Raw genomic sequence first — 21,416 nt, forward strand, 5'->3', positions numbered from 1 at the left:
GTTATGCCGCACTGGGTAAAGTTACCGTAAAAGTGCTACCTTCTCCTAGTTTGGATCGGACTGTAATGCTACCGCCCATACTATCAACCAAAGTTTTCACAATCGATAGACCCAAACCGCAGCCACCAGTAAAACGATTGCGGGCTTCATCGACGCGGTAAAAACGCTCAAAAATAAGATGTTGTTGTGACAAAGGAATGCCCAAACCGCGATCGCAAACATGAATTAAGGCACTTTCTGCTTTTAAATCTAATACTACAGCAATCGCAAAGTGCGGGTCGGAATACTTAACGGCGTTATCAATCAAATTTGTCAATACTTGTTTAAGGCGGCTGCGATCGGCTTTAACTAAAATTTGTTCGTAAGCAGCCTCTAAAGTAATAATCCGATCGGTATGTTGCATTGCCATTGCCGCTACTTCTACAACTAAATCGTTTAAAACTAATGATTCAAGATGAATATGCAAGTAACCAGCATCTGCCCTAGCTAAATCGAGCAAGTCTTGCAATAAACGGATAGTGCTTTCTGCTTCGGTTGCAGCAGTTTCTAGAGCTTCTCGCTGGGTCTGTGTTAAATTAGTTTCGCGTTTGAGGACGCTTTGCAAATAACCATGCACGATTGTTAAAGGTGTACGCAATTCATGGGAAACATTACCGACAAATTGGCGCTGTTGCTCCCACGCCTCGGATAATCGATCTAACATCATGTCACAGGTACGGGCTAACTCTTTTACTTCTGTAGGGGCGCGGTTGAGGTGCAAGCGGGCTTGACTGAGATCATTTACAGATATGGTTTCAGCTAGTTGACTAATACGGCGCAATGGTTGCAGGGATTTTTTAATGTATATTGCGATCGCAATGGTAATAATTATTAAAGCAATTAAGCTAACAATCCCCAAACTTTGAACTAGAGATGAAAACATCTGTTGCTCATAAGAAATATCTTGCGCTACAAATAATAATCCTAGTTGCTGCCCCTTAACTTGTAAAAATTTGCCGCATACTACAAAATAGCGATCGCCAATCTTGTACACTCTGGTACTCAGAGGCGATCGCATTAACGACATCAATTTAATGGAAGCAACATCATTGGGAACTAAGTTTTCTCCTGAGTTAGTCCCATCCTTATGCTTGACCCATATCAAAGTTTTACCTGTGCTACGGTTAGCGATCGCCTTTTGCAGCCCTATTTCTAAAGAAAACATTTCGCTATAAACTTCTACGTCACCTGGCAAACGCTCGGCAATTTGCTCTATATTCTGCTTGTGACCATCAATTAAAATTTGCTGCATTTTCCACGTTGTCCACAGAGCAATACTACCCACTCCTATAGCAAAAGCCGCAGTGATGCCAATAGTGAGCCGCACTTGTAAGGAAAAAGGATCTATTTTCTGCCAAATTTGTTTTATTTTCTGCACTGCTACTCTATAAATTTCTATCCTTTTGGTGGTGGGCTAGGACAAGTCTTGTTAGCAAAGTCACACTGATAAATATAAGGCTCTTGCCAGCTTAGAGGAATTTGTAATAAGTCTCGCGTCCCAGTCAATCCTTGTCCGATAAATAGTAGTAAGGCAATGCAGTTTAATACGGTGTGAACTATGCGCCAACGATGGGATTTGTCTTTATAAATAGATGGTGCGATCGCCAAGGAAAAAATCATCAATAACGCCGCTACAATTCCAATATAGTAATGCGACCAGTACCACTCGTTTGAAAGCCTGTAAACTCCATCTTGGCAGCCTAAAATAACTAATCCTGCACCTGCTAAAGTCGCAAATACAGCCCGCCATTTTTTTTCTCTCGATTTGTAAAGAAATACCAAAGAGGCAATTGTAGCAACGAACATTAGTCCAATAAATGCTACTTGAAAGGAGTTTTTACTAACTAAATCCTTAGACAAAATGTTTTTAATAATTGGGTGAGCGATTCCCAATAAAGCAATTCCGACAACAGTAGAAGTTAGCCAATTTCCCAAGCGATTATGTTCTGCACCAACTACAGGGGGAATTTTGCTTTTACCCTCAGCTTTTGTTTGTAAGCGGCGCTGACGAGTTTGCCATGCGAGGTTAATTACCATACCAATGAGCGGAAAAACAAAGAAAACTGCGATCGCTGGATGCAATAAAGTAAAAGCGTCTTTGAGTTCTACCATCCGAAACCTCAGTGTAAAAATAGAATTTGACCGACACGTTCTAACTGTGAAAGGAAAGCAATGTTATCGGGAGTGCGGATAGGTGATGAGCTACCCGCGATCGCACTTTAAATATGTATGATTAACGCTGGGCTGTAGATGTTGTGGGTAACAAAGCATAGCCAAAAGTAGCATTAAACATTCGACACCATATAGCTACCGTGCGAAAGTTTGCCAAATTAATATTATTGGGAATCTCATAACGTTGAGTACCGCTAACTTTTTGTAAGCGGCTGAGAGTAACATAATCAGGCTTTTTTAAACCACCTTTTGGTAATGTAGCATCGCGGTGGAGGATAACGTGCAAGTCTGGACCCATATCTGACTTAAAGGTTTTGTCAAATACTAGGTAGCGTTTACCCTTTTCGTTAAAAATACTGACCGCTCCTTGAGTAGGATGTTCTGCGGCAACAAACATTTCAGTTTTTTGTTTAGATATTACCCCATCGTTCATTTTTGGAGAAGACATTTCTCCAGCGTGTGCTAATAGTTGATGAGAAGGCAATCCACTTACACCGAGGACAAGAGCAGTAGCAACACTAAATACCAAATATTTCAGTTTCATGGTTTTAAATTTCCGAAATAACTTACTTTCATACTGTATAAGATCCCAGTAGGTGCAAAATTAATCAGGGTTAAGAAGCGGATTCAATAATACTCATGCTTTTCTCAGTAAATTCTCATTTAACTACTGAGTTTAGCCGTCCCAAAAGTAGCATTATAAAGAGCGACACCAAATCACCGCCGATTGATAGTTTTCTAGCTTAATATTTTGAGGAATAGCATAACGTTGGCTGCCGCTATACTTTTGTGAACGATTAACAGTGATACCAATTCTTTATAAAGCTGCGCTAAACAAAGCTTCAAGGATGAAATCATCAGAAGTGAGAGAAGCAATCGTTTCTGGTCTAATACTAAATCCGGTTCAGGTATCCTATGAATTTGTCAAGCGCAACTAAACTAATGATAGTTTGTTAAATTTTTAATTTCTCCCTGCATAGTGCTGAGAATCTTACAACGCTTTATTAACAGTTTTTCAATTTCATCAATTGTCTCAAAATGCCTATTAACCAAAGGTTCATCAACTATCGTTTTACTATTTTCCAGCACATTGAGAAATGGTGGGAAATTATTTTTTGTATACACAATGATAAGTTTAAATTCTCCAGCTTTTTTAAACTTGAATAAATCCCTGACAATTGAAATAGAAACCCATAACAATCGCGCTGATAACTTTGCTAATCATAAACTATGGAATTATGAGGGCGGATGGAAAAATACGTTAAATAATCTACGTCTAATTCTCCAACCGCTCTTAGTATTTTGGTTGATTTATCTCTGGCTAGATATTTTTCCCAATTCCAATTTATTGCTAGGATTCAATCACTTAATTGCCAAGATGAATCAATTTAAACACTTTTATGCTTCTGGATAATTTCATTTATTTATTATTCGTTAACCCCGGAAACTGACAGAGGAGGGTAAGTGCTGGATACGGCTAGAAATCCAATTACTTAACGCTCAAAAATTAAAGAGAGAAAATACAACATTTTCTCTCTTTAAGCGATTTATAGCGAAAGCAATCGCTACTGGGTTGCTTAACTATTAAGCTTTTTGGCCATCAATTGATTAGTTACCTTTGGATCGGCGCGTCCTCCTGTTTGTTTAATTACTTGTCCAACAAAGAAGCCAAGTAATTTAGTTTTGCCGTTGCGGTATTGCTCTAATTCCTTGGGATTGGCGGCGACAACTTGCTCAATAATTGCCTCCAATTCCCCGGTATCAGAAATTTGAATCAAACCTTTGCTTTCCACTAACTCTTTAGCCGAACCGCCTTTGGTTAGCAATTCTGGCAAAATATCTTTAGCAATTTTGCCGCTAATTGTTCCCGATTCAATTAAACCAATTAATTCTGCAAGCGTTGTAGGTAAGAGAGCAATTTCGGTAATACTGAGTTTATTTTGATTCAAATAACCAGCAATATCGCCCATAATCCAGTTGGCGGCAAATTTGGCATTAGCACCCGCATTAATTGCGCTTTCAAAGTATTCAGCAACGGCTCTTTCATCGGTCAAAACTCGCGCATCGTAGGCGGAAAGCTGCATATCGCTTTCGTAACGGTGGCGTTTGGCGGCGGGAAGTTCGGGTAATTGACTTCGCCATAATTCTAAAGTAGCTAATGGTACTTCAATCGGAGCTAAATCTGGTTCGGGAAAATAGCGGTAGTCGCTAGAACCTTCTTTGACACGCATACTAATTGTACGTTGGCTGCCTTCTTCCCACAGCCTTGTTTCCATAATAATCCGCTCCCCGGCTTCTATGGCTTTGGTTTGGCGTTCAATTTCGTATTCAATCGCTCGTTGAATAGCATTAAACGAGTTCATGTTTTTGATTTCTACTTTTGTCCCAAACTCTTTTTGTCCTACCGGACGCACGGAGATATTAACATCGCAACGCAGAGAGCCTTCCTGCATATTGCCATCGCTGACACCCAAATACAGCATGATTCGGCGCAATTCTTGGGCGTATTCCGCCGCTTCAACGCCGGATGTCATATCTGGTTCAGAAACAATTTCAACAAGCGGTACACCCGTGCGATTATAGTCTACCAATGAGTAAGTAGAACCAGATAAGCGATCGCTTCCCCCATGAACTAGCTTGCCTGCATCTTCTTCCATATGCAAACGAGTAATGCCGATTTTTTTTCTGATCGGATTGCCATCCGCATCAACTAATTCAATCTCTAGATAGCCATGTTCGGCGATTGGCAGGTCGAATTGAGAAATTTGGTAGTTTTTGGGTAAATCGGGGTAAAAATACTGTTTGCGGTCGAATTTGCTATAAGGGGCAATTTGGCTATTTAAGGCAAGTCCCGCTTTAACGGCGTATTCAAGGACGCGCTCGTTTAGAACGGGTAATACGCCGGGATAACCCATACAAACAGGACAAATATTTGTATTTGGTGGCGTACCAAATTCGGTAGAACAGTTACAAAAAACCTTAGTGTTTGTTTTTAGCTGACAGTGGGTTTCTAAGCCAATTACAGCTTCATATTTAGTTTTAACAGGGGTAGCAGTAGTCATATTTTTATTTTAGCTAATTACGGAATAATACATATTTTGCTTGCGATCGCGCTACTTAAGCGCTACATCTATACAAGTTAACAAAGGTTTTTCATGTCTTGGGTAAAAAATCTCGTACCCGTCCTTACGGTGCTTTGCTGTACAACTATCGCCACCACTGCAAACGCCGATTCCTTTGACCAAGATGTATCGCAATTTATCTCTAAGGAAGGTACGATTATCTACCTAGGAACGGGGGTAGTTTTACCTTTGATCTTAGATGGCAAAAATGGTAAAAACCAGTCTTTAAGGGTAGTAGATTCCCTCGGTACGAGCTTGCTTGTGTGCGAAGGATTAAAGGTTGTAACCGATGTCAAACGTCCTGATTCTGAGGAGCGCGATAGTTTTCCTAGCTGTCATGCAACCTTAGCTTTTGCGGTGGCAACAATGCAAAGTGAGTTTCAGCCTAAATATACGTTGCTTTGGTATGCGGGGGCAAGTGCGATCGCCTATTCGCGGGTAAATCTCAATCGTCACCGTTGGACAGAAGTATTAGCAGGTGCGGCAATTGGTTACGGCATTGCTAAATTAGAATTGAGTCAACCCAACGGACTAATTTTGTTTCCTTTAATTGGTAGCGATGACGAAGGGGGAACAATTGTAGGTTTGCAGATGAGTAAGTCTTTTTAGGATGGGTAATGGGGAAGTTTTTTAACTAGCTTTTGTTGCTACGCCAATAATATGCGGGGTAACTAGAGGAACTGGTGCTTGAAAGTCTTGGTAATCCACCTTTGCAAAACCAGCATTTTTGATAGCGAGTCCAGTTTCTCGATTGGGATTGCAACCATCGCCGATTACATTCCAAACTGGCTTAACTGTATTTTGTACCTGGCGCAAAAAAGTACCCTGTGGTGCAGCAACGTGTTCAATAAATAAAAAGCGTCCTCCAGGCTTCAGAACTCTTAAAACTTCCTGCAATGTCTTGTCTAAATTAGGTACAGAACATAAAACTAAGGTACTGACAACGGTATCAATGCTATTATCTTGCGCCTCTAGCTGTTCGGCGGAAATTGTTTGAATCTCAACGCTTAAACCTAATTTTTCGGCGTTTTTTTGCAAATAAGAGTGCATAAATGGATTAGGTTCAACTCCAATCCATTTAATATCGGTTGGATAGTAAGCAGCATTAGCGCCCGTACCTGCGCCAATTTCTAATACAGTGCCGTGTAAGTCTGTAAACAGAGATTGTTTGCGATCGCGTATCTTTTTTTCGTACTCCGCCGTACCATTTGCCATTAGCCAAGCAAATACTCGTTTGTACCAGCCAGGAGAAGAATTTTCACTAATCATGTTTGCATTGTAGGTATTGTAGAGACGTTCCGGTGGAACGTCTCTATCATGGTTAGGTTTTAACAAAAGCATCAAGCGTGAAGATTTGCTTGTTCCAGCAACCAAGGATCGACGGGTTCGCCATCGCGGCGACTTAGTTGGACTTCTACAACCATTACCTCTTTAGATCCTGGTGGCGCGGGTTTTTGCAGAAATTTAATATTGTAATCTGCCGGGTTATGATTGCGCTCAGTAAGCCAATCTTGGACTTTTGTAGTTGCAAATAATGATTGCCCTTGTTCAAACATTCGGGTAATCTGCATTTGGAGCGTGTAAGGATTTAATCTACCCATAATTTCCTCTAAAGTTAATCGGGATTGATGCCTAATTCTCGAAGTTTAGCGGCTAGTTGCTGCGATCGCACTTTTTCAAGTTTTAATTCCTGCTGCGATCGTTCTAACTCCTGCTGCGCTTGTTCTTTAGCAAGGTTTTCTTGTTCTCTTGAAGTTGCTAGTTCTACATAAGTCGCAAATTTTTCCCCATCTGGTCGATATAGTTGCAACTCTGTACCCAGCATATTAAATTTAATCTTTAATCTAGGGCTAACCCAATCTAGCATTTGGTCAATTACGTCTAATCGCCCGTCACGACGCAACCAGCCGCTTAAATCGCCCTTATCGGGGTCGTATAGATAATATTCTTCAGCGCCATAGCGATCGTAAAATACGAGCTTTTTATCTAATCTTGTCTGCGTGTTTCCAGGGGAACGAACTTCAAATACTACCTGGGGTGCAATATTTGCTTCTTTCCATTGTTGATACGAACCGCGATCGCCTTTTGGTCTACCCATAATTACCATAGCGTCTGGTGCGGCGCGGATAACGTTGTTACCTTCTACGGGATACCACAGCAAATCTCCGGCGATAAAGACATTATCATCGTTCTTAAATAGCCATTCCAAGCCTTCTTTAATCGTCACTATCCAGCGAAATTGCTTGGTATTATCTGACATTGGTTCGCCGTCGCAATCTGGATAAATTATTTCTGTTTGATTGGTAGTTTGTGTAACCATTGCCTTACTCCTTCATACAACGCATACAAACCGGAAATATAGTTATAAGTGCGATCGCTTCAAACAAAACTTGAAATTGGGAAGCAGTCAAAGCAAATCCCCAAACTAGAAAAATTGCGCCTCCTATTACCGCACCAAGCCGATAAATTTCATCTTTTGTTCTCAAACCTAGCCAAACAATACTTAGCCCAAGTCCCAGTAAAATTAGATTCATAATTTAAGGTTGGCTGAGAGTAGCTTTTAGTTGAGTACGGGCATATTCTAGTGCTTCTGGTAATTTACTTGCGTCCCTTCCTCCAGCTTGAGCGAAGTTTGGTCTTCCACCGCCACCACCGCCACAAATTTTAGCGATTTCGCCTACAAATTTACCTGCTTGCAATCCTTTCTTATTCACATCAGGACTAAAAGCCGCAACTAAGCTAACTTTGTCGATTTCGGGAACAGAACCTAATACTACTGCGCCTTTGCCGATTTTTTGCAATAGCCTTTCCGCCGCAATTTTTAAAGAGTCTGGCTCAACTTCGCCAATTTGAGCAACAATAATTTTGTAGTCGCCGATAGTTTGCGCTTCTGTTAGTAAAGTTTCAGATTTATGTAAGGTTAGTTCGGCTTTGAGTGCTTCTAGTTGCTTTTGAGCGGTTTTTAGTTCCGTTTGTAAAACTGTAACTCGCATTGGCAATTCTTCGGGTTTTACTTTAAAGAATCCGCTTAGTTCCCTAACTACTTTATCGCGGACGTTTAAGTAATCCAATACCGCCGCTCCTGCAACGGCTTCTATTCTCCTTACTCCTGATGAAATCCCGGTTTCGGAAACTATCTTAAATACGCCGATTTCCGCCGTATTTCGCACGTGAGTACCGCCGCATAATTCCATTGATACGCCCGGAAAATCTATAACTCTTACGACATCGCCGTACTTTTCCCCAAACATAGCGATCGCACCTTTTGCTTTAGCCTCTGCAATTGGTAGTATTTCTATATCTGCATGATGGGCTTCAGCTATCCAGGTATTTACTTGCGCTTCTATTTGCTGCAACTCATCCGGGGTTATTGGACGCGGACAATTGAAGTCAAAACGCAGCCTATCAAAAGCTACCAATGAACCCGCTTGAGAAATAGAAGGATCGACAATCTTTTTTAAAGCTGCTTGCAATAAGTGAGTAGCAGTATGATTTGCTTGGGCGCGGAGACGACAAGCGCGATCGATTTGGGCGGTTAAGGGATCGCCTACGTGCAGTGTACCGCGTTCAATTCGTCCGTAATGAATGTAGATACCCGATTGCTGCTTAACGTCATTAATAGCTACTACTACACTATCTCCAGACAAGTAACCGCGATCGCCTATTTGTCCGCCCGATTCGGCGTAAAATGGAGTTTGATCTAACAATACTTGTACTTCGCTTCCAGCTTCTGCTGCTTCTACTTGCTGACCGTTAGCAATCAATGTCATAACTTGAGCAGGGGTTGAAGGCTGAGTGTAGCCGAGAAACTGCGTTGCATTAATTCCCGATGCTAGTTGATTGAGAGAGTTTGCAGTTAAATCAATAGTTTCATGCGCTCCTTTAGAAGTACCGATTTGAATCTCCATCTCCTCCTCAAAGCCTTCTACATCAACCTTTATCCCGTGTTCGGCGGCAATTTCTTGAGTAAGTTCTAAGGGGAATCCGTGCGTATCGTAAAGAATAAAAGCATCTTTACCAGAAATCTCTTTAGGGGATTTAGCTAATATATCTGCTAATAATTTTTCGCCTTTAGTTAGAGTTTTGAGAAAATTCGCTTCTTCTCGTTGCAGTTCATTTTTAATTACAGTCTCTTTGGTGCGAACATTGGGGTAAGCTTCTTCAGAAAGAGCGATCGCACTTTGGGCAACAAGAGTTGTAAACTCTCCTTGTATGCCAATTAATCGCCCGTGACGTACTACCCGACGAATCAAGCGGCGCAATATATAACCCCGTCCCACGTTAGACGCGGTAATGCCATCAGCGATCATATGCACTACAGCGCGGATATGATCGCCAATTACTTTGAGAGATATTTTAGTTTGTTCGTCACTTTGAACGTAATCAATCCCGGCAATTTCCGCCGCCGTTTTCACAATTGGCTTAATTAAATCAGTTTCGTAGTTATTCGGGACTTGCTGAAGAATTTGCGCCATCCTTTCAAGTCCCATCCCCGTATCAATATTTTTGTTTTGCAACGGGGTCAAATTGCCTTCTACATCCCGGTTGTACTGCATAAATACCAGGTTGTAAAACTCAATAAACCGCGTATCGTCTTCTAAATCTATATTCTCATCGCCGTGTTCGGGGTGAAAGTCGTAATATATCTCCGAACAAGGGCCGCAAGGGCCTGTAGGGCCAGATACCCAAAAGTTATCATCCGATCCCATCCGCTTGATTCTTGCTTCCACAACGCCGATTTTGTCGCGCCAAATAGCAAAAGCTTCGTCATCGTCTTCAAAAACGCTGACAACTAAGTTTTCGGGTTTTAGTCCAAATACTTGTGTTGATAATTCCCATCCCCAAGCGATCGCTTGTTCCTTAAAATAATCTCCAAAGCTAAAATTGCCCAGCATCTCAAAAAATGTATGATGCCTAGCTGTACGCCCGACATTTTCAATATCATTGGTACGGATGCACTTTTGAGAAGTAGTCGCCCGTTTATACTCCGACTGTCTTTGTCCTAAAAAAATTGGCTTAAATTGCAACATCCCGGCGATCGTTAGCAGTACCGTCGGATCTTCTGGTACAAGGGAAGCACTAGGTAAAATTTGATGCTGTTTATTAGCATAAAAGTCCAGAAATTTTGTCCGAATGTCGTTACCGCTAAGATACTGGGGATTTGCAGCCATAAAACTTTAATTGGTTTAAATAATATATAGATATTTTACAATAGCGAAAAAGTGCGATCGCGCTTTTTTGATTATCCAACTGCGGGGTAATGAGAAATCGCACCTCTAAGCCTTAGAATTAAAGCCTGAAATATACCCAAATGATTTACTATGGCGCTCAAACTCAAAGTTCCTAATATCATGTGTGCTGGCTGTGGCGAAACAATTACTGATTCTATCCATACGATGGAACCCGATGCCAAAATTGATGTCGATGTTCAAGCAAAAACTGTCACCGTAGAATCTGCGGCTTCCGAAGAAACTATCAAGCAAGCTATTGTCGCCGCAGGCTTTACCGTCGAAGGCTATCAACACGGCTAACTTTTTTCCATAAAATAAAGAGACGCTTACAAAAACGTCTCTTTATCAATTATTGTGCTTACTCTATTTCTTCGGAGAAATTAACATCATCATATTGCGCCCTTCTTTTTTGGGTGCTTGCTGCACTTCTCCAAAAGTCTGTAAATCTGTCGCCATACGCTTTAGCAACGTTTCGGCTAGGTCGCTATGCTGAATTTCTCGCCCGCGAAACATGACCGTTGCTTTTACCTTGTCGCCGTCTTTAAGGAAACGCTCGGCTTGATTTATCCGCACCTTGTAATCATGCTCCTCAATTTTGTAGCGCATTTTTACTTCTTTTACGTCGGCGGTATGCTGCTTTTTCCTCGCCTCTCGCGCTTTCTTCTCTTGCTCAAATTTATATTTGCCGTAGTCCATAATTCGGCAAACTGGCGGTTCGGCTTTGTCGCTCAACAATACTAAGTCTAGCCCTCTTTCTTCGGCAATTGTCATCGCCTCCGTAGGGGTAATAATGCCTAGCTGCGCCCCGTCACTGTCGATTACTCGAATTTCCGGGAAGCGGATTCTTTCGTTTATTTGGGGTAAATCGCGAGTTCTTCTTTTTTCTATCACTGGTGTTATGATTTAATAGCAACTGTCTTGAATGACCTAGCTTTACTTCAAGCTAAGAAAAAATTAACCACTGGCAGTATACTTCTTTCAAACTTTAAGAGTTCAAAAAAAGCTGCACCCCGCTTTTAGTTAATCTGTATCAAACAGAATACTTCTTTGTACTTGCGATCCACCATAGCATTTTTACTATCAAATTGCTAACGCATAAAGTAGGTATTTTGTAAAGATTTTCTTAACTTTAAAAATTTCACCACTCGGTTTGCTGACGCAGACAAGCAATAGCTTCCTCGGTGGGGACTTGTTCAAAGCGATCATAAAAATTACTGACACTAAAAAAAGGTTCGGGTGTATTGAGAATAACTAAGACATCGCCCCAAGTTTGTAGCCAAGGTAGCAAGGAAGCGGGAGCAACGGGCGCACACAGCCAAATAGCGGCGGGTTGGTAGATTCTCAACGATTGAGCCGCCACCGCCATAGTTAGCCCTGTGGCAATGCCATCATCAACAATAATTGCGATCGCACCTGTTAAATTAACATCAGGACAAGCAGGGCTAAATTGCTCGTCTTGAAATTTAGCAGTAGCTAAAGCCGTGTTTAGCAAAGCTTGTCTATGTTGAGGTTGTTTAGGTATTCGGCTTTCTTCCCACAATACATCTCCTTGAGCCGTTACCGCACCAATAGCAAGTTCGGTGTTTTTGGGATGGGTAATTTTTTTCGCAACGATCGCACTCAGGGGGCATTTTAGCAAACGGGCAACGGGTAAAGCTACAGGTAATCCCCCTCGTGGCAAAGCATACACGACTTGGGGCGGCATAATTGTAGTTGCCGATAGTTGGGTAATAGTTGTGTAAATCGCTTCGGCTAATTGAATTCCGGCATCAGTGCGATCGCTAAAAAGTGGAGTTGACATAAATTAAGTGCGCCTAAATAAATGTAGCGGACTTACTTTTGATATTGACGGATTTTTGAGAAAAGTTAGCAAAAATTGCAACTTTTGACATAGTTTGATTGAGGAAGTACGGGGCGTAGAATGAGTTTAAAATTAAGGCACACTAAGTTAGGATGCGAAGTCTCGCTGACGCAAGTAAATCAATCTCCATGAATAGCGAACAACAACTCAGCCTTTTTGACAATTCAACAGCGCCAGCAGTACCTCAACCGGATTTGATTCCTACTGATGCCAAAATTCCTATCCCTCCCGGTACTTATGCCCACATGACGGAGTTGGCGCAGCACTGCAACCATTGTTATCGATGTCCTTTGGGAGCAACTCGCACTCATGCGGTGGTAGGAAAAGGTGATTTAAAAGCACCAATTATGATTGTTGGCGAAGCACCAGGGCAAAATGAAGACGAAACGGGATTGCCTTTTGTGGGTAGAGCAGGACAATTGTTAGATAAAATCTTAGCTTCGGTGGGCTTAAATGCTCAAGAAGATGCTTATGTATGCAATATTATCAAATGTCGTCCGCCTAGCAATCGCGTACCAACTACCGACGAAATAGCGGCTTGTAAGCCTTATATATTAGAGCAAATTCGGTTAGTAGATCCAAAAGTTATTTTATTAACTGGGGCGACGGCGGTAAAAGGATTAACCGGAAATAAAACTGGGATTACTAAAATTCGCGGTACTTGGATTGAGTGGGAAGGGCGGTTATGTATGCCAATTTTGCACCCAGCCTATTTATTAAGAAACGCTTCCCGCGAGCAAGGTAGTCCAAAATGGTTGATGTGGCAAGATATGCAGTTAGTTAAGGCAAAAATAGACGAGCTTGGCGCTACAAGTGGCTAATGTGTAAGTGTTAATAGAGATCCCCCTAGCCTGCCTTAAAAAGGGGGACATATCTATATGTAGCGATCGCACGCGCGATTCCTAAGCATTTTCCGTAGGGGTGCAATACATCGCGCCCCTACAACGTTCACAATTGATTTAGGGTTGCTATGTCGTTAGGTAGAAAAAATGTTATCTATTGCCGAAAAACTCGACAATTTGCAGCGACACACTACGGATTCCGAGCAGCTACTGATTATCAACGATATTAGCTGGCAGATGTACGAAAGTCTTTTAGAGGATTTAGCAGATAATTCTTACTTGAGAATTGCTTACCTAGAGGGAATTTTAGAAATAATGTCCCCCAGTCGTCGCCACGAGTTCATTAAAACTAATATAGGCAGACTTGTAGAAGTTTACCTTGAGGAAACACGCACCCGTTTTTATGGTTTGGGTTCAACAACTTTTCGTCAAGAAACGGTAGCAAGAGGTATTGAACCGGATGAATGTTATTGTATCAATTGCGAAAAACCAGTTCCAGATATTGCCATTGAGGTAGTTGTTACCAGTGGCGGCATTAATTCTCTAGAAATTTATAGAGGTTTACAAGTCCCGGAGGTTTGGTTTTGGGAAAATAATTGTTTTTCTTTGTATTATTTGGATAACGGAAATTATCAAACCCTAGCTAGAAGTAGGTTTTTGCCGCAATTAGATTTAAGTTTATTAGCTGGTTATGTAGTCTCTCCTGAACCAATGGATGCAGTTATCGAGTTTCGGCAAAAGATTCGGGAGCAGAGGCAAAAATAAGCGGAGACTTCGCCCGAAATCTCCGCATTATATTTTTACTTAGTAGGGCGTAAGTTGAGCAACTCTTGAGGAGAAGCCAACATATCAATTGCTACAAAGAAAATTTTGTCTTCAGGATTGATTAAAAACCGCCAAGAGATATTCATCCCCACATTGACACCAAACCAAGGAGTTTGAACTACACCCGTTACCTTGACTTGCTTAGAGCCATCGGGGGCTTTTTCGCTGATACCTTGCTGGGGCATCATATTTAAACCCTGGGCTTCTTCACGCATATATTTTGCGATCGCTTCTCTTCCCACAATCGGCTTTTGGAAAGGTGGCTGCAATGCACCATCGGTTGTAAACAATTCTACAGCGCTCTTAAAGTCGTCCGCATTCATTGCAGTAACGTAGCTTGATACCGCAGGCTCGTTAATACCAGCAATTTCAATTTTGGTAGGCGCGGGAGCATCGCGTTCAAACATAGGCTCGGCGGCTCTTGGTTCGCTGCTAGAAGCCACGGTTGTATCAAAGCCCATATCTACTACTGTATTGCGAAGTACAGTAATTTGCTGCCCAGCATCAAGCTTTTTAATCGCATCTAATACTATCTGCACACCGGGAGACATTTGATAGCCTGTAGGTACGGGAGTTACTAACCCTTGCTTCATCAATTCCCCTAATTCGTACCAAAAAGCTAACTTGGTATTGACGCTAAAGAATCCATAGGTACGGCTCATAGGGGTATCAGCGCGTCTAGCTAGTTCGCGCATTACCTGCATTTGATCTTCGTTGGATTTTTGCTGAATATCTTTAAGCATCCGCTCGGCAAATTGCAGGCGAGCGGCTCCAGGAGCGGCGGGAGTAATGGTTTTGCCCATTTCGGTATAAGCGTACCATAGCAATGCTAGGCGGTCGTCTACGCTCAGTTGGTCGAATAAAGCGATGATAGCTGGAATCTGACTGGGAACTTGAGTGCTTGAAAATATATTTTGAGCGGACTCAATTGTATAGGTCATTATCGAAACTCCAGAATTATTATTTGCTTTGAAAATTTACAAATTGGCTTAAAGTCATGTCAAATCTAGGCTTCCTAACGTAGAAAACCTATGAGTTTGACTTTACAGCAAAGGGACGTGTTAAACCTAGAAGCGCGATCGCTTGGCTATGTAAATGAATGTAACTTAATTAGTGATTTTTGTAAAGTTTTTTAAAATTTTTGTCCAAAATTAGAGTTATGAGGTATTTTCATGTATTAGTTTGTAGAGTGCTTATATAAATAAATTCTGGTGTTAGAGACAAAAAACGCTGAGATTTAACTCCATATTCCCCTATGGGGAAAGAAGCTATTTCTATGAATTAGTTGTTTTAGTGCGGGCTTTGATACTTACAGCAACAAATACTTACTTAAATTTCTCACTATCTTTCCCAAATTTATTTGCAGGAAAAGATCCGCCAATACCTTGTAAGATACCACGTCCAACTAAACCGATAGCTCTACCAATTACTTGTGTTAGCACGTAAACAATACCACTACCTAAAAATGCTACCGCTCCCCGCAATCTCGGAGAAATCGCATCTCTCAATTCTAAAGCTAATGTTACCACCAAAGGAATACCTGTAAGCTGCTTTAATTCTTGGTTTCGCGGTGCATAAATTGAGACTTTAGCAATTCCTCTACTCGCCAGCACAAATAACTCATAACGACTTTCAAACATTAGTCTTGGTGCGGTGATATATTCATTCAGGCGATATTTCCAAGATAAGCTATTTCTAAATCGCTCTATTTCACGAGTAGAAATTAAATTAGCATCGTAAAAATTTTGTTTAATTACTTCTACATCTCCTAACTTATTTAATAGCGGTTGGATTACAGCATTAGCTATTTCAATTAGTAAGTGTTGCAAGAGTATTTCTGCTCTTGCCATTGCTTCGGGAGTAGGCGCAGAATAAGGCACATTGTCAATGACTAAAGGTGTCGCAAATAATAAGTAAGAAAAAAGCGATCGCACAAAGGGAATTTTGGGCAATAAGTTAGTTTTTATAATTTCTGCATCTTGCAACAAATAGTTAGAAATTTCTATGCTTTGTTCGTTTGTTTGAATAGTCGCATACTTACCAAAAAAGTCTATTGTTGCTGCTTGCCATAAGTCTATTAAAATGACATCTTGCATTTTTGGCAACTTATCTACTTGAATTTTAGCCGTACTTAGTTGAATAATAATTGCTTCAATTTTTACTAAAACTACATCAAGCAATTCACGTTTTTTTTCTATTTTTAAAATATCAATTTCTAGCGGTACGTCAGTTAAATTTTCTAAGCTAAATTGCAACTTCTCTCTTACAGATGCCAATATATTAGGCGACGATGACTGAAGTAAACTTTGATTAGTTGCGACAATAGAGCTTTCTTTAATCTCTAACTTTCCGCGCTCTAACAGTTGAGGATAAGCGCCATTATTGATAACAATTGCTTGTGGCTTTAATAATTTATTAACTAACCAACGCGAGGCTAATAATTCTCTCCTATGTCCGGCAAATATGGCTTTTTCTAATACTGTTAATCCAGGATTTTGTAACTGTGTAGTTACCTCGTTTAAAGTCCTGTCAATTTGCTGCAATCCAGACAAGCGCCAGGTTTCTTTTATTGCCCTAAATATATTAGTTGTTGATAAGGAAATTTCTAAATCCCAAAAAAATTGTCTGTTTGCTACTTGTCTAATAATAGCTACTAGCTCAGGAATAGACGTGTTTTTAAAACAATAACCATCTATACCTAGGTTTTTTGCTGTAGATAATTGGGTAGATTCATTAACGGCGCTAATTAGTAATATAGGTAAGCTAGGATATAAAACTTTTATTTGTTTACCTAGTTCTAAAGCTGATAATTGATTGACTTGGCTATTTGGTATATTTGATGCCAAAATTACTAAGTCTACGGGAGTGCGATCGCGCATTTCTAATAATTGGAGTGCAGTCTTTTCGCTGTCGGCTTCTGCAACTACTTCAATATCGGCGAATTCTCCAATTATTACGCGCAATCCAGTCCGATATATCAAATCTTGGTCGATTAACAGGAGTTTGAGGATAGCATCGCTCATACTGTTATTAACCGCGCTTTAGAAAGAAAAATTGGAGCAAAAACTTACAACTATTAATGTTCAATTTTCTTACCCCAACTTCCCAATTATTCATTATCTTGTTTTTGTCTGTAGCCGTAAAAGTTGATATTGTAATCGGTAATTTTTACGCCCGTTTGTTGTTCAATTTGCTGTAATAATTCTGCGGGTAACTTAACTTCGACATCTAAAATTTGGTTGGTATCCAAACAATTTACATGACTGTGAGAATCGCTGATATTTCCATACAATCTACCATCCGAGCGCTCGATACACTCAATAATATTTTGACTAGAAAGCGCCTCTAAGTTTTGATAAACTGATGTATGACCAATTTCTTTACCTTGCTGATTTAAGCGATCGTAAATTTCTCTTGCCGATAAGTGTTCTTTTGCTTGCCAGAGTAGCTCTAAAATAAAGCGACGTTGACGGCTCAAACGCATACCTAAATTTTGACACCGATCTACGGCATCTTCAAGGGAGCGAATCGGTTTTATTACTATTGCCTCTTTTTGCATAACTATAATTTTCAACTATTTTAGTAATTAAAACGTGGATTTAAGCGCCTTTAACCTCCAAACTTGAGTGCTGAATCGGTCTGTAGGCTAACTTACGTGCAAGTTAATTTGTTAAAGTAAACTCATTACAACTTTATCCTAACCTATCGGCAAACGTCCATCACCAAGCAAAGGCGGCAGATTCGTTATCATGGCGCATAGAACAACTCGTCTGTTTTTGTAGCTACAACTACCTATGTCCTTATCTAAAAATTCTTTGATTGGTTTGAAAGCTGACGAATTTCGTCACCCCCTAGACTTAGAAGCAACCAAGGCTATCAAACAGATACCTGGTATAGATTTGATGGTGCGAAATCTCTTAGGGCCTTTAGCCGAGCAGTTTTTTTATGTAGAAAATATTGCTTCTAGCGTACTTGTGGGCAAGTCTCAGCTACCACAGTATCACCAATTACTGCTAGAAGCCTGTGCAATCTTGGATTTAGAGCCACCACAGCTATACGTCCGTCAGCACCCCATTCCTAACGCTTACACCTTCGCTATGCGTGGGAAACAACCCTTTGTAGTGCTGCATACTTCCCTAATTGACTTACTCACCCTAGAGGAGATTCAAGCAGTAATTGCTCACGAATTAGGACATCTCAAGTGCGATCACAGCGTTTATTTGACACCGATAAATTTACTTATACTCGCTGCTAGTCAAATTCCTACTTGGGGGGAAGTTTTAGCCCAAAGCATACAAACGCAATTATTGCAATGGGTACGTTGTGCCGAATTTACGTGCGATCGCGCGGCATTACTCGCCACCCAAAACCCCAAAGTAGTCATGTCTTTATTAATGAAACTAGCAGGGGGATCGCCGATCCTTGCTCCCCAACTGAACCTTGAGGCATTTATCGATCAAGCTCGCGCCTACAGCGACATCAGCAAAACTGAACTCGGAGAAATGCTAGTTTCAGCCCGGACAGCCCAACTAAGCCACCCAGTACCCGTATTACGCGCTAAAGAGATCGATCTATGGGCAACAAGTCAAGAATATCAATCCTTGCTAAAAAGCCATACAATAGGTTATACTAGCAAAGCTTCAGACAAGGGCGGATGGCGGAATTGGTAGACGCACTGCACTCAAAATGCAGCGGGGAAACCCGTAGGAGTTCGAGTCTCCTCCTGCCCACTGAAACTATTTAATTGTTGGGAGACTAAGGGTTATGAACCAGCGCCTAAAGCGGTGGGAATCGCCGCGTTCTGAAGGCAGAAACAAAAAAGGTAGAGGCGGAACAGCTAGAGCGAGGCAGTTGAAAAAGCAAACGCAAATGCTACGGCAAAGGCTCAAAGAAGATAATAACAATAATAAAAAGCGGGGAGATGATTTTGTCTTCCCGCTTTTTTCTTTAGATAGTTGCCGCAGCGCTTAAATATCTTTTTCGCTTAATTCGCGCGTCATATAATCAAACGGCTCATCTACAAAACTTGTATCTACAACACCTGCTGCCGCTACTTCTTGCTTAACAATATCTTTCATAATTTGAATGCCTTGGACTGTGGGTCCAATGGGTACACCCAAAGAATTGTAAGTTTCGCGCAAGCCCTGCAATACGCGCTCGTCTAGCACGTTCATATTGCCAGCGACTAAAGCATAAGTAGCATAACGCAAGTAATAATCCATATCGCGCAAACAAGCAGCGTAACGCCTTGTGGTGTAAGCATTGCCACCAGGACGAATTAATTCTGGCAGATTTTCAAATAACTGAGAACCTGCACGCTTGACAATAGCAGCAGCATTAGAATTAATAGCTGCGGCGGCTTGGATTCTTGCAGTTCCTGTCTCAAAGTAAGTTTTAAGACTATCGATGGCATTGCGGTCAAAATAGCGACCAGCAACGTCATACGTGCCAATTAAGCTTGTGATTGCATCTCGCATAAAATTGTTCTCCCAATTTTTTTGTGATATTTAATATTTTTAACTGGCAGAAGTCGCACTTGTTATAAATTTGTGTAACGCTAAAGCACTCTTTCATACTTATCTAAGGATCTTAAGCCAAAAATGCGATCGCCATAACCTAATTTATCAATAAATAAGCAGTGTTGAGCCGCAAATCAAACCGATCAAAACAGTGTTTTGTGTATTAAGCTACAAAACTGCCCCAATTCTGTCTCTAGGATGATTCAAAAGTGGCATAATTAGTTCTCACCTGCAACAGCAGCAAAGAGAAACATCATTATAAATTTGAGTGCGTCGGCTAAACAAGGAGTTATCAATGGCTGAAACCCCCCAAGAAGTCTTGAAAATGATTCAAGACCACAACATCGAGCTAATCGATCTAAAATTTGTTGATATGCTAGGTATCTGGCAGCACTGCACTTTCCATCGCAGCTTAATTGATGAAGATTCTTTCACTGACGGCGTTGCGTTTGATGGCTCTAGTATTCGGGGTTGGAAAGCAATCAACAATTCGGACATGGCAATGCGACCCGACCCAAGTACCGCTTGGATCGATCCATTTATGGAAGTGCCAACATTAAGTATGATTTGTACGATTGTAGAACCTCGTACTGGCGAACTATACGATCGCGATCCCCGCTCCATTGCCCAAAAAGCTATGGACTATCTAATTGCTAGTGGGATTGGAGATACAGTTTTTTGCGGGCCAGAACCAGAGTTTTTTATCTTTGACGATGCCCGTTTTGACCAAACCGGACATCAAGGTTACTACTACATAGACTCCGTAGAAGGCGGCTGGAATGCTGGTAGAACTGAACCCGGTGGCAACTTGGGTTACAAAATTGCCAATAAAGGCGGATACTTCCCCGTTGCACCCACCGATACATTGCAAGACATTCGCTCAGAAATGTTGCTAACAATGGGCAAGTGCGGCGTACCAATTGAGAAGCATCACCATGAAGTAGCTTCCGGCGGACAGTGCGAACTCGGTATTCGGTTTGCGCCCTTGGTTGCGGCGGCGGACTATGTAATGACTTACAAGTACATTGTCAAAAACGTTGCGAAGAAGTATGGCAAAACAGCGACATTCATGCCCAAACCCATGTTTGGCGACAACGGTACAGGAATGCACACCCATATGTCTATTTGGAAAGATGGACAACCTTTGTTTGGCGGCGATAAGTACGCCAAATTAAGTCAAATGGCGTTGTATTTTATCGGTGGATTGATTAAACACGCCCCTTCAATCCTGGCTTTTAGCAACCCCAGCATCAACTCCTACAAACGATTAGTGCCAGGTTACGAAGCCCCAGTAAACCTAGCTTATTCTCAAGGCAATCGTTCCGCTTCGATTCGGATTCCGTTGTCGGGAGACAATCCCAAGGCAAAGCGCCTAGAGTTTCGTTGTCCCGATCCTAGCTGTAATCCTTATTTGGCGTTTTCAGCGATGTTGTGTGCGGGTTTAAATGGGATTAAAAATCAGATAGATCCCGGCGATCCTTTGGACGTAGATATTTACGAACTCAGCCCAGAAGAATTAAGTAAAATACCTTCTACGCCGGGATCTTTGGAAGCAGCCTTAGAAAGCTTGGAGCATAATCACGATTTCTTAACCGAAAGTGGCGTTTTCACTGAAGACTTTATTCAAAATTGGATTACCTACAAACTGGATAAAGAAATCAACCCGATGCGCTTGCGTCCTCACCCCTTCGAGTTTTCGTTGTACTACGATTGCTAAAAAGTAAGTATATTACTTGCTTTAATGCCGCCGTGTAGGGGCGCAAGTCACCTTTTGGGATTTGTAAGCATTCTTCCCAAAAAAGCCG

Annotated in this window: 23 protein-coding genes, 1 tRNA gene and 1 pseudogene; 9 read left to right on the forward strand and 16 right to left on the reverse strand. The window is 41.3% G+C overall.

Annotated elements, in window-relative coordinates; genetic code table 11:
* Position 1 precedes the first annotated feature (1 nt).
* The 4 genes from SYN7509_RS0205845 to SYN7509_RS31665 all read right to left on the reverse strand — a co-directional run bounded on the left by SYN7509_RS0205845 (position 2) and on the right by SYN7509_RS31665 (position 3,025).
* Positions 2 to 1,417 (reverse strand): sensor histidine kinase, encoded by a 1,416-nt coding sequence (locus SYN7509_RS0205845; RefSeq protein ID WP_009630315.1) that lies wholly within the window; start codon positions 1,415 to 1,417, stop codon positions 2 to 4.
* Between the two features lie 17 nt (positions 1,418 to 1,434).
* The gene (locus SYN7509_RS0205850) at positions 1,435 to 2,151 is read right to left on the reverse strand and encodes a DUF4079 domain-containing protein (RefSeq protein WP_009630314.1); all 717 of its coding nucleotides are present in this window, start codon (positions 2,149 to 2,151) and stop codon (positions 1,435 to 1,437) included.
* Positions 2,152 to 2,272: 121 nt separating this feature from the next.
* Positions 2,273 to 2,755, reverse strand: coding sequence for a DM13 domain-containing protein (locus SYN7509_RS0205855; protein ID WP_009630313.1), 483 nt, complete (start codon positions 2,753 to 2,755; stop codon positions 2,273 to 2,275).
* Between the two features lie 153 nt (positions 2,756 to 2,908).
* A complete protein-coding gene (locus tag SYN7509_RS31665; RefSeq protein ID WP_071994180.1) occupies positions 2,909 to 3,025 on the reverse strand; it encodes a DM13 domain-containing protein in 117 nt (38 codons plus the stop codon).
* Positions 3,026 to 3,273: 248 nt separating this feature from the next.
* Between SYN7509_RS31665 and SYN7509_RS29595 the strand changes: the two are divergent.
* Positions 3,274 to 3,625: pseudogene (locus tag SYN7509_RS29595) on the forward strand (IS701 family transposase); the annotation flags it as partial.
* A 163-nt stretch (positions 3,626 to 3,788) separates the two neighbouring features.
* Here the strand turns inward: SYN7509_RS29595 and gatB are convergent.
* Complete coding sequence (gene gatB, locus SYN7509_RS0205865) at positions 3,789 to 5,273, reverse strand: Asp-tRNA(Asn)/Glu-tRNA(Gln) amidotransferase subunit GatB (protein WP_009630311.1); 1,485 nt, start codon at positions 5,271 to 5,273, stop codon at positions 3,789 to 3,791.
* 93 nt (positions 5,274 to 5,366) lie between these two features.
* On the opposite strand from gatB, the gene SYN7509_RS0205870 reads away from it, so the two are divergent.
* Positions 5,367 to 5,942, forward strand: a complete 576-nt coding sequence (locus tag SYN7509_RS0205870) for a phosphatase PAP2 family protein (RefSeq protein ID WP_009630310.1) — start codon at positions 5,367 to 5,369, stop codon at positions 5,940 to 5,942.
* A 21-nt stretch (positions 5,943 to 5,963) separates the two neighbouring features.
* Here the strand turns inward: SYN7509_RS0205870 and SYN7509_RS0205875 are convergent, their stop codons facing one another.
* From SYN7509_RS0205875 to alaS, 5 genes are read right to left on the reverse strand one after another with little or no spacing between them, the layout of a single operon-like run.
* Positions 5,964 to 6,674 (reverse strand): class I SAM-dependent methyltransferase, encoded by a 711-nt coding sequence (locus tag SYN7509_RS0205875; RefSeq protein ID WP_009630309.1) that lies wholly within the window; start codon positions 6,672 to 6,674, stop codon positions 5,964 to 5,966.
* Positions 6,674 to 6,934 (reverse strand): hypothetical protein, encoded by a 261-nt coding sequence (locus SYN7509_RS0205880; RefSeq protein ID WP_009630308.1) that lies wholly within the window; start codon positions 6,932 to 6,934, stop codon positions 6,674 to 6,676. The genes SYN7509_RS0205875 and SYN7509_RS0205880 overlap by 1 nt, the downstream gene beginning before the upstream one ends.
* A 14-nt stretch (positions 6,935 to 6,948) precedes the next feature.
* On the reverse strand, positions 6,949 to 7,653 hold the full coding sequence (locus SYN7509_RS0205885; RefSeq protein WP_028954131.1) for a Uma2 family endonuclease: 705 nt from the start codon (positions 7,651 to 7,653) through the stop codon (positions 6,949 to 6,951).
* Positions 7,654 to 7,657: 4 nt separating this feature from the next.
* Positions 7,658 to 7,867 (reverse strand): hypothetical protein, encoded by a 210-nt coding sequence (locus SYN7509_RS0205890; RefSeq protein WP_009634607.1) that lies wholly within the window; start codon positions 7,865 to 7,867, stop codon positions 7,658 to 7,660.
* Between the two features lie 3 nt (positions 7,868 to 7,870).
* Positions 7,871 to 10,504 carry an alanine--tRNA ligase gene (gene alaS, locus SYN7509_RS0205895; RefSeq protein WP_009634606.1) on the reverse strand — a complete coding sequence of 878 codons (2,634 nt, stop codon included), beginning with the start codon at positions 10,502 to 10,504 and terminating at the stop codon, positions 7,871 to 7,873.
* Positions 10,505 to 10,654: 150 nt separating this feature from the next.
* On the opposite strand from alaS, the gene SYN7509_RS0205900 reads away from it, so the two are divergent.
* Positions 10,655 to 10,864, forward strand: coding sequence for a heavy-metal-associated domain-containing protein (locus SYN7509_RS0205900; protein WP_009634605.1), 210 nt, complete (start codon positions 10,655 to 10,657; stop codon positions 10,862 to 10,864).
* A 63-nt stretch (positions 10,865 to 10,927) separates the two neighbouring features.
* Here SYN7509_RS0205900 and infC read toward each other — a convergent pair whose 3' ends face one another.
* The gene (gene infC / locus SYN7509_RS0205905; protein ID WP_009634604.1) at positions 10,928 to 11,455 is read right to left on the reverse strand and encodes a translation initiation factor IF-3; all 528 of its coding nucleotides are present in this window, start codon (positions 11,453 to 11,455) and stop codon (positions 10,928 to 10,930) included.
* Positions 11,456 to 11,702: 247 nt separating this feature from the next.
* A complete protein-coding gene (locus SYN7509_RS0205910; protein WP_009634603.1) occupies positions 11,703 to 12,365 on the reverse strand; it encodes a phosphoribosyltransferase in 663 nt (220 codons plus the stop codon).
* A 188-nt stretch (positions 12,366 to 12,553) separates the two neighbouring features.
* Here SYN7509_RS0205910 and SYN7509_RS0205915 point away from each other — a divergent pair, with 188 nt between their 5' ends.
* The gene (locus SYN7509_RS0205915; protein WP_009634601.1) at positions 12,554 to 13,246 is read left to right on the forward strand and encodes a uracil-DNA glycosylase; all 693 of its coding nucleotides are present in this window, start codon (positions 12,554 to 12,556) and stop codon (positions 13,244 to 13,246) included.
* A 168-nt stretch (positions 13,247 to 13,414) separates the two neighbouring features.
* Positions 13,415 to 14,032, forward strand: coding sequence for a Uma2 family endonuclease (locus tag SYN7509_RS0205920; RefSeq protein ID WP_009634600.1), 618 nt, complete (start codon positions 13,415 to 13,417; stop codon positions 14,030 to 14,032).
* 35 nt (positions 14,033 to 14,067) lie between these two features.
* On the opposite strand, the gene SYN7509_RS0205925 is transcribed toward SYN7509_RS0205920, so the two are convergent.
* From SYN7509_RS0205925 to SYN7509_RS0205935, 3 genes are all read right to left on the reverse strand, one after another.
* Positions 14,068 to 15,033: an orange carotenoid protein N-terminal domain-containing protein gene (locus SYN7509_RS0205925; RefSeq protein WP_009634599.1), complete on the reverse strand. Its 966-nt coding sequence runs from the start codon at positions 15,031 to 15,033 to the stop codon at positions 14,068 to 14,070.
* 384 nt (positions 15,034 to 15,417) lie between these two features.
* Entirely contained in the window at positions 15,418 to 17,115 is a 1,698-nt protein-coding gene (locus tag SYN7509_RS0205930; RefSeq protein ID WP_009634598.1) for a DUF3685 domain-containing protein, read from the reverse strand.
* Between the two features lie 86 nt (positions 17,116 to 17,201).
* Positions 17,202 to 17,651 carry a Fur family transcriptional regulator gene (locus tag SYN7509_RS0205935; RefSeq protein WP_009634597.1) on the reverse strand — a complete coding sequence of 150 codons (450 nt, stop codon included), beginning with the start codon at positions 17,649 to 17,651 and terminating at the stop codon, positions 17,202 to 17,204.
* Between the two features lie 235 nt (positions 17,652 to 17,886).
* Between SYN7509_RS0205935 and SYN7509_RS28295 the strand changes: the two genes are divergently transcribed.
* From SYN7509_RS28295 to SYN7509_RS0205950, 3 genes are all read left to right on the forward strand, one after another.
* The gene (locus SYN7509_RS28295) at positions 17,887 to 18,762 is read left to right on the forward strand and encodes a M48 family metallopeptidase (RefSeq protein ID WP_028954132.1); all 876 of its coding nucleotides are present in this window, start codon (positions 17,887 to 17,889) and stop codon (positions 18,760 to 18,762) included.
* Positions 18,741 to 18,822, forward strand: a tRNA-Leu gene (locus tag SYN7509_RS0205945). Before SYN7509_RS28295 ends, SYN7509_RS0205945 begins: the two co-directional genes overlap by 22 nt.
* 34 nt (positions 18,823 to 18,856) lie before the next feature.
* A complete protein-coding gene (locus SYN7509_RS0205950) occupies positions 18,857 to 19,063 on the forward strand; it encodes a hypothetical protein (RefSeq protein ID WP_009634596.1) in 207 nt (68 codons plus the stop codon).
* Here the strand turns inward: SYN7509_RS0205950 and apcB are convergent.
* Positions 19,060 to 19,569 (reverse strand): allophycocyanin subunit beta, encoded by a 510-nt coding sequence (gene apcB, locus SYN7509_RS0205955; RefSeq protein WP_009634595.1) that lies wholly within the window; start codon positions 19,567 to 19,569, stop codon positions 19,060 to 19,062. The genes SYN7509_RS0205950 and apcB overlap by 4 nt on opposite strands.
* 337 nt (positions 19,570 to 19,906) lie before the next feature.
* Between apcB and glnA the strand changes: the two genes are divergently transcribed.
* Positions 19,907 to 21,328: a type I glutamate--ammonia ligase gene (gene glnA / locus SYN7509_RS0205960; protein WP_009634594.1), complete on the forward strand. Its 1,422-nt coding sequence runs from the start codon at positions 19,907 to 19,909 to the stop codon at positions 21,326 to 21,328.
* Positions 21,329 to 21,416: the final 88 nt, after the last annotated feature.

Source organism: Synechocystis sp. PCC 7509 (assembly GCF_000332075.2).
Taxonomy (GTDB): domain Bacteria; phylum Cyanobacteriota; class Cyanobacteriia; order Cyanobacteriales; family Chroococcidiopsidaceae; genus Aliterella.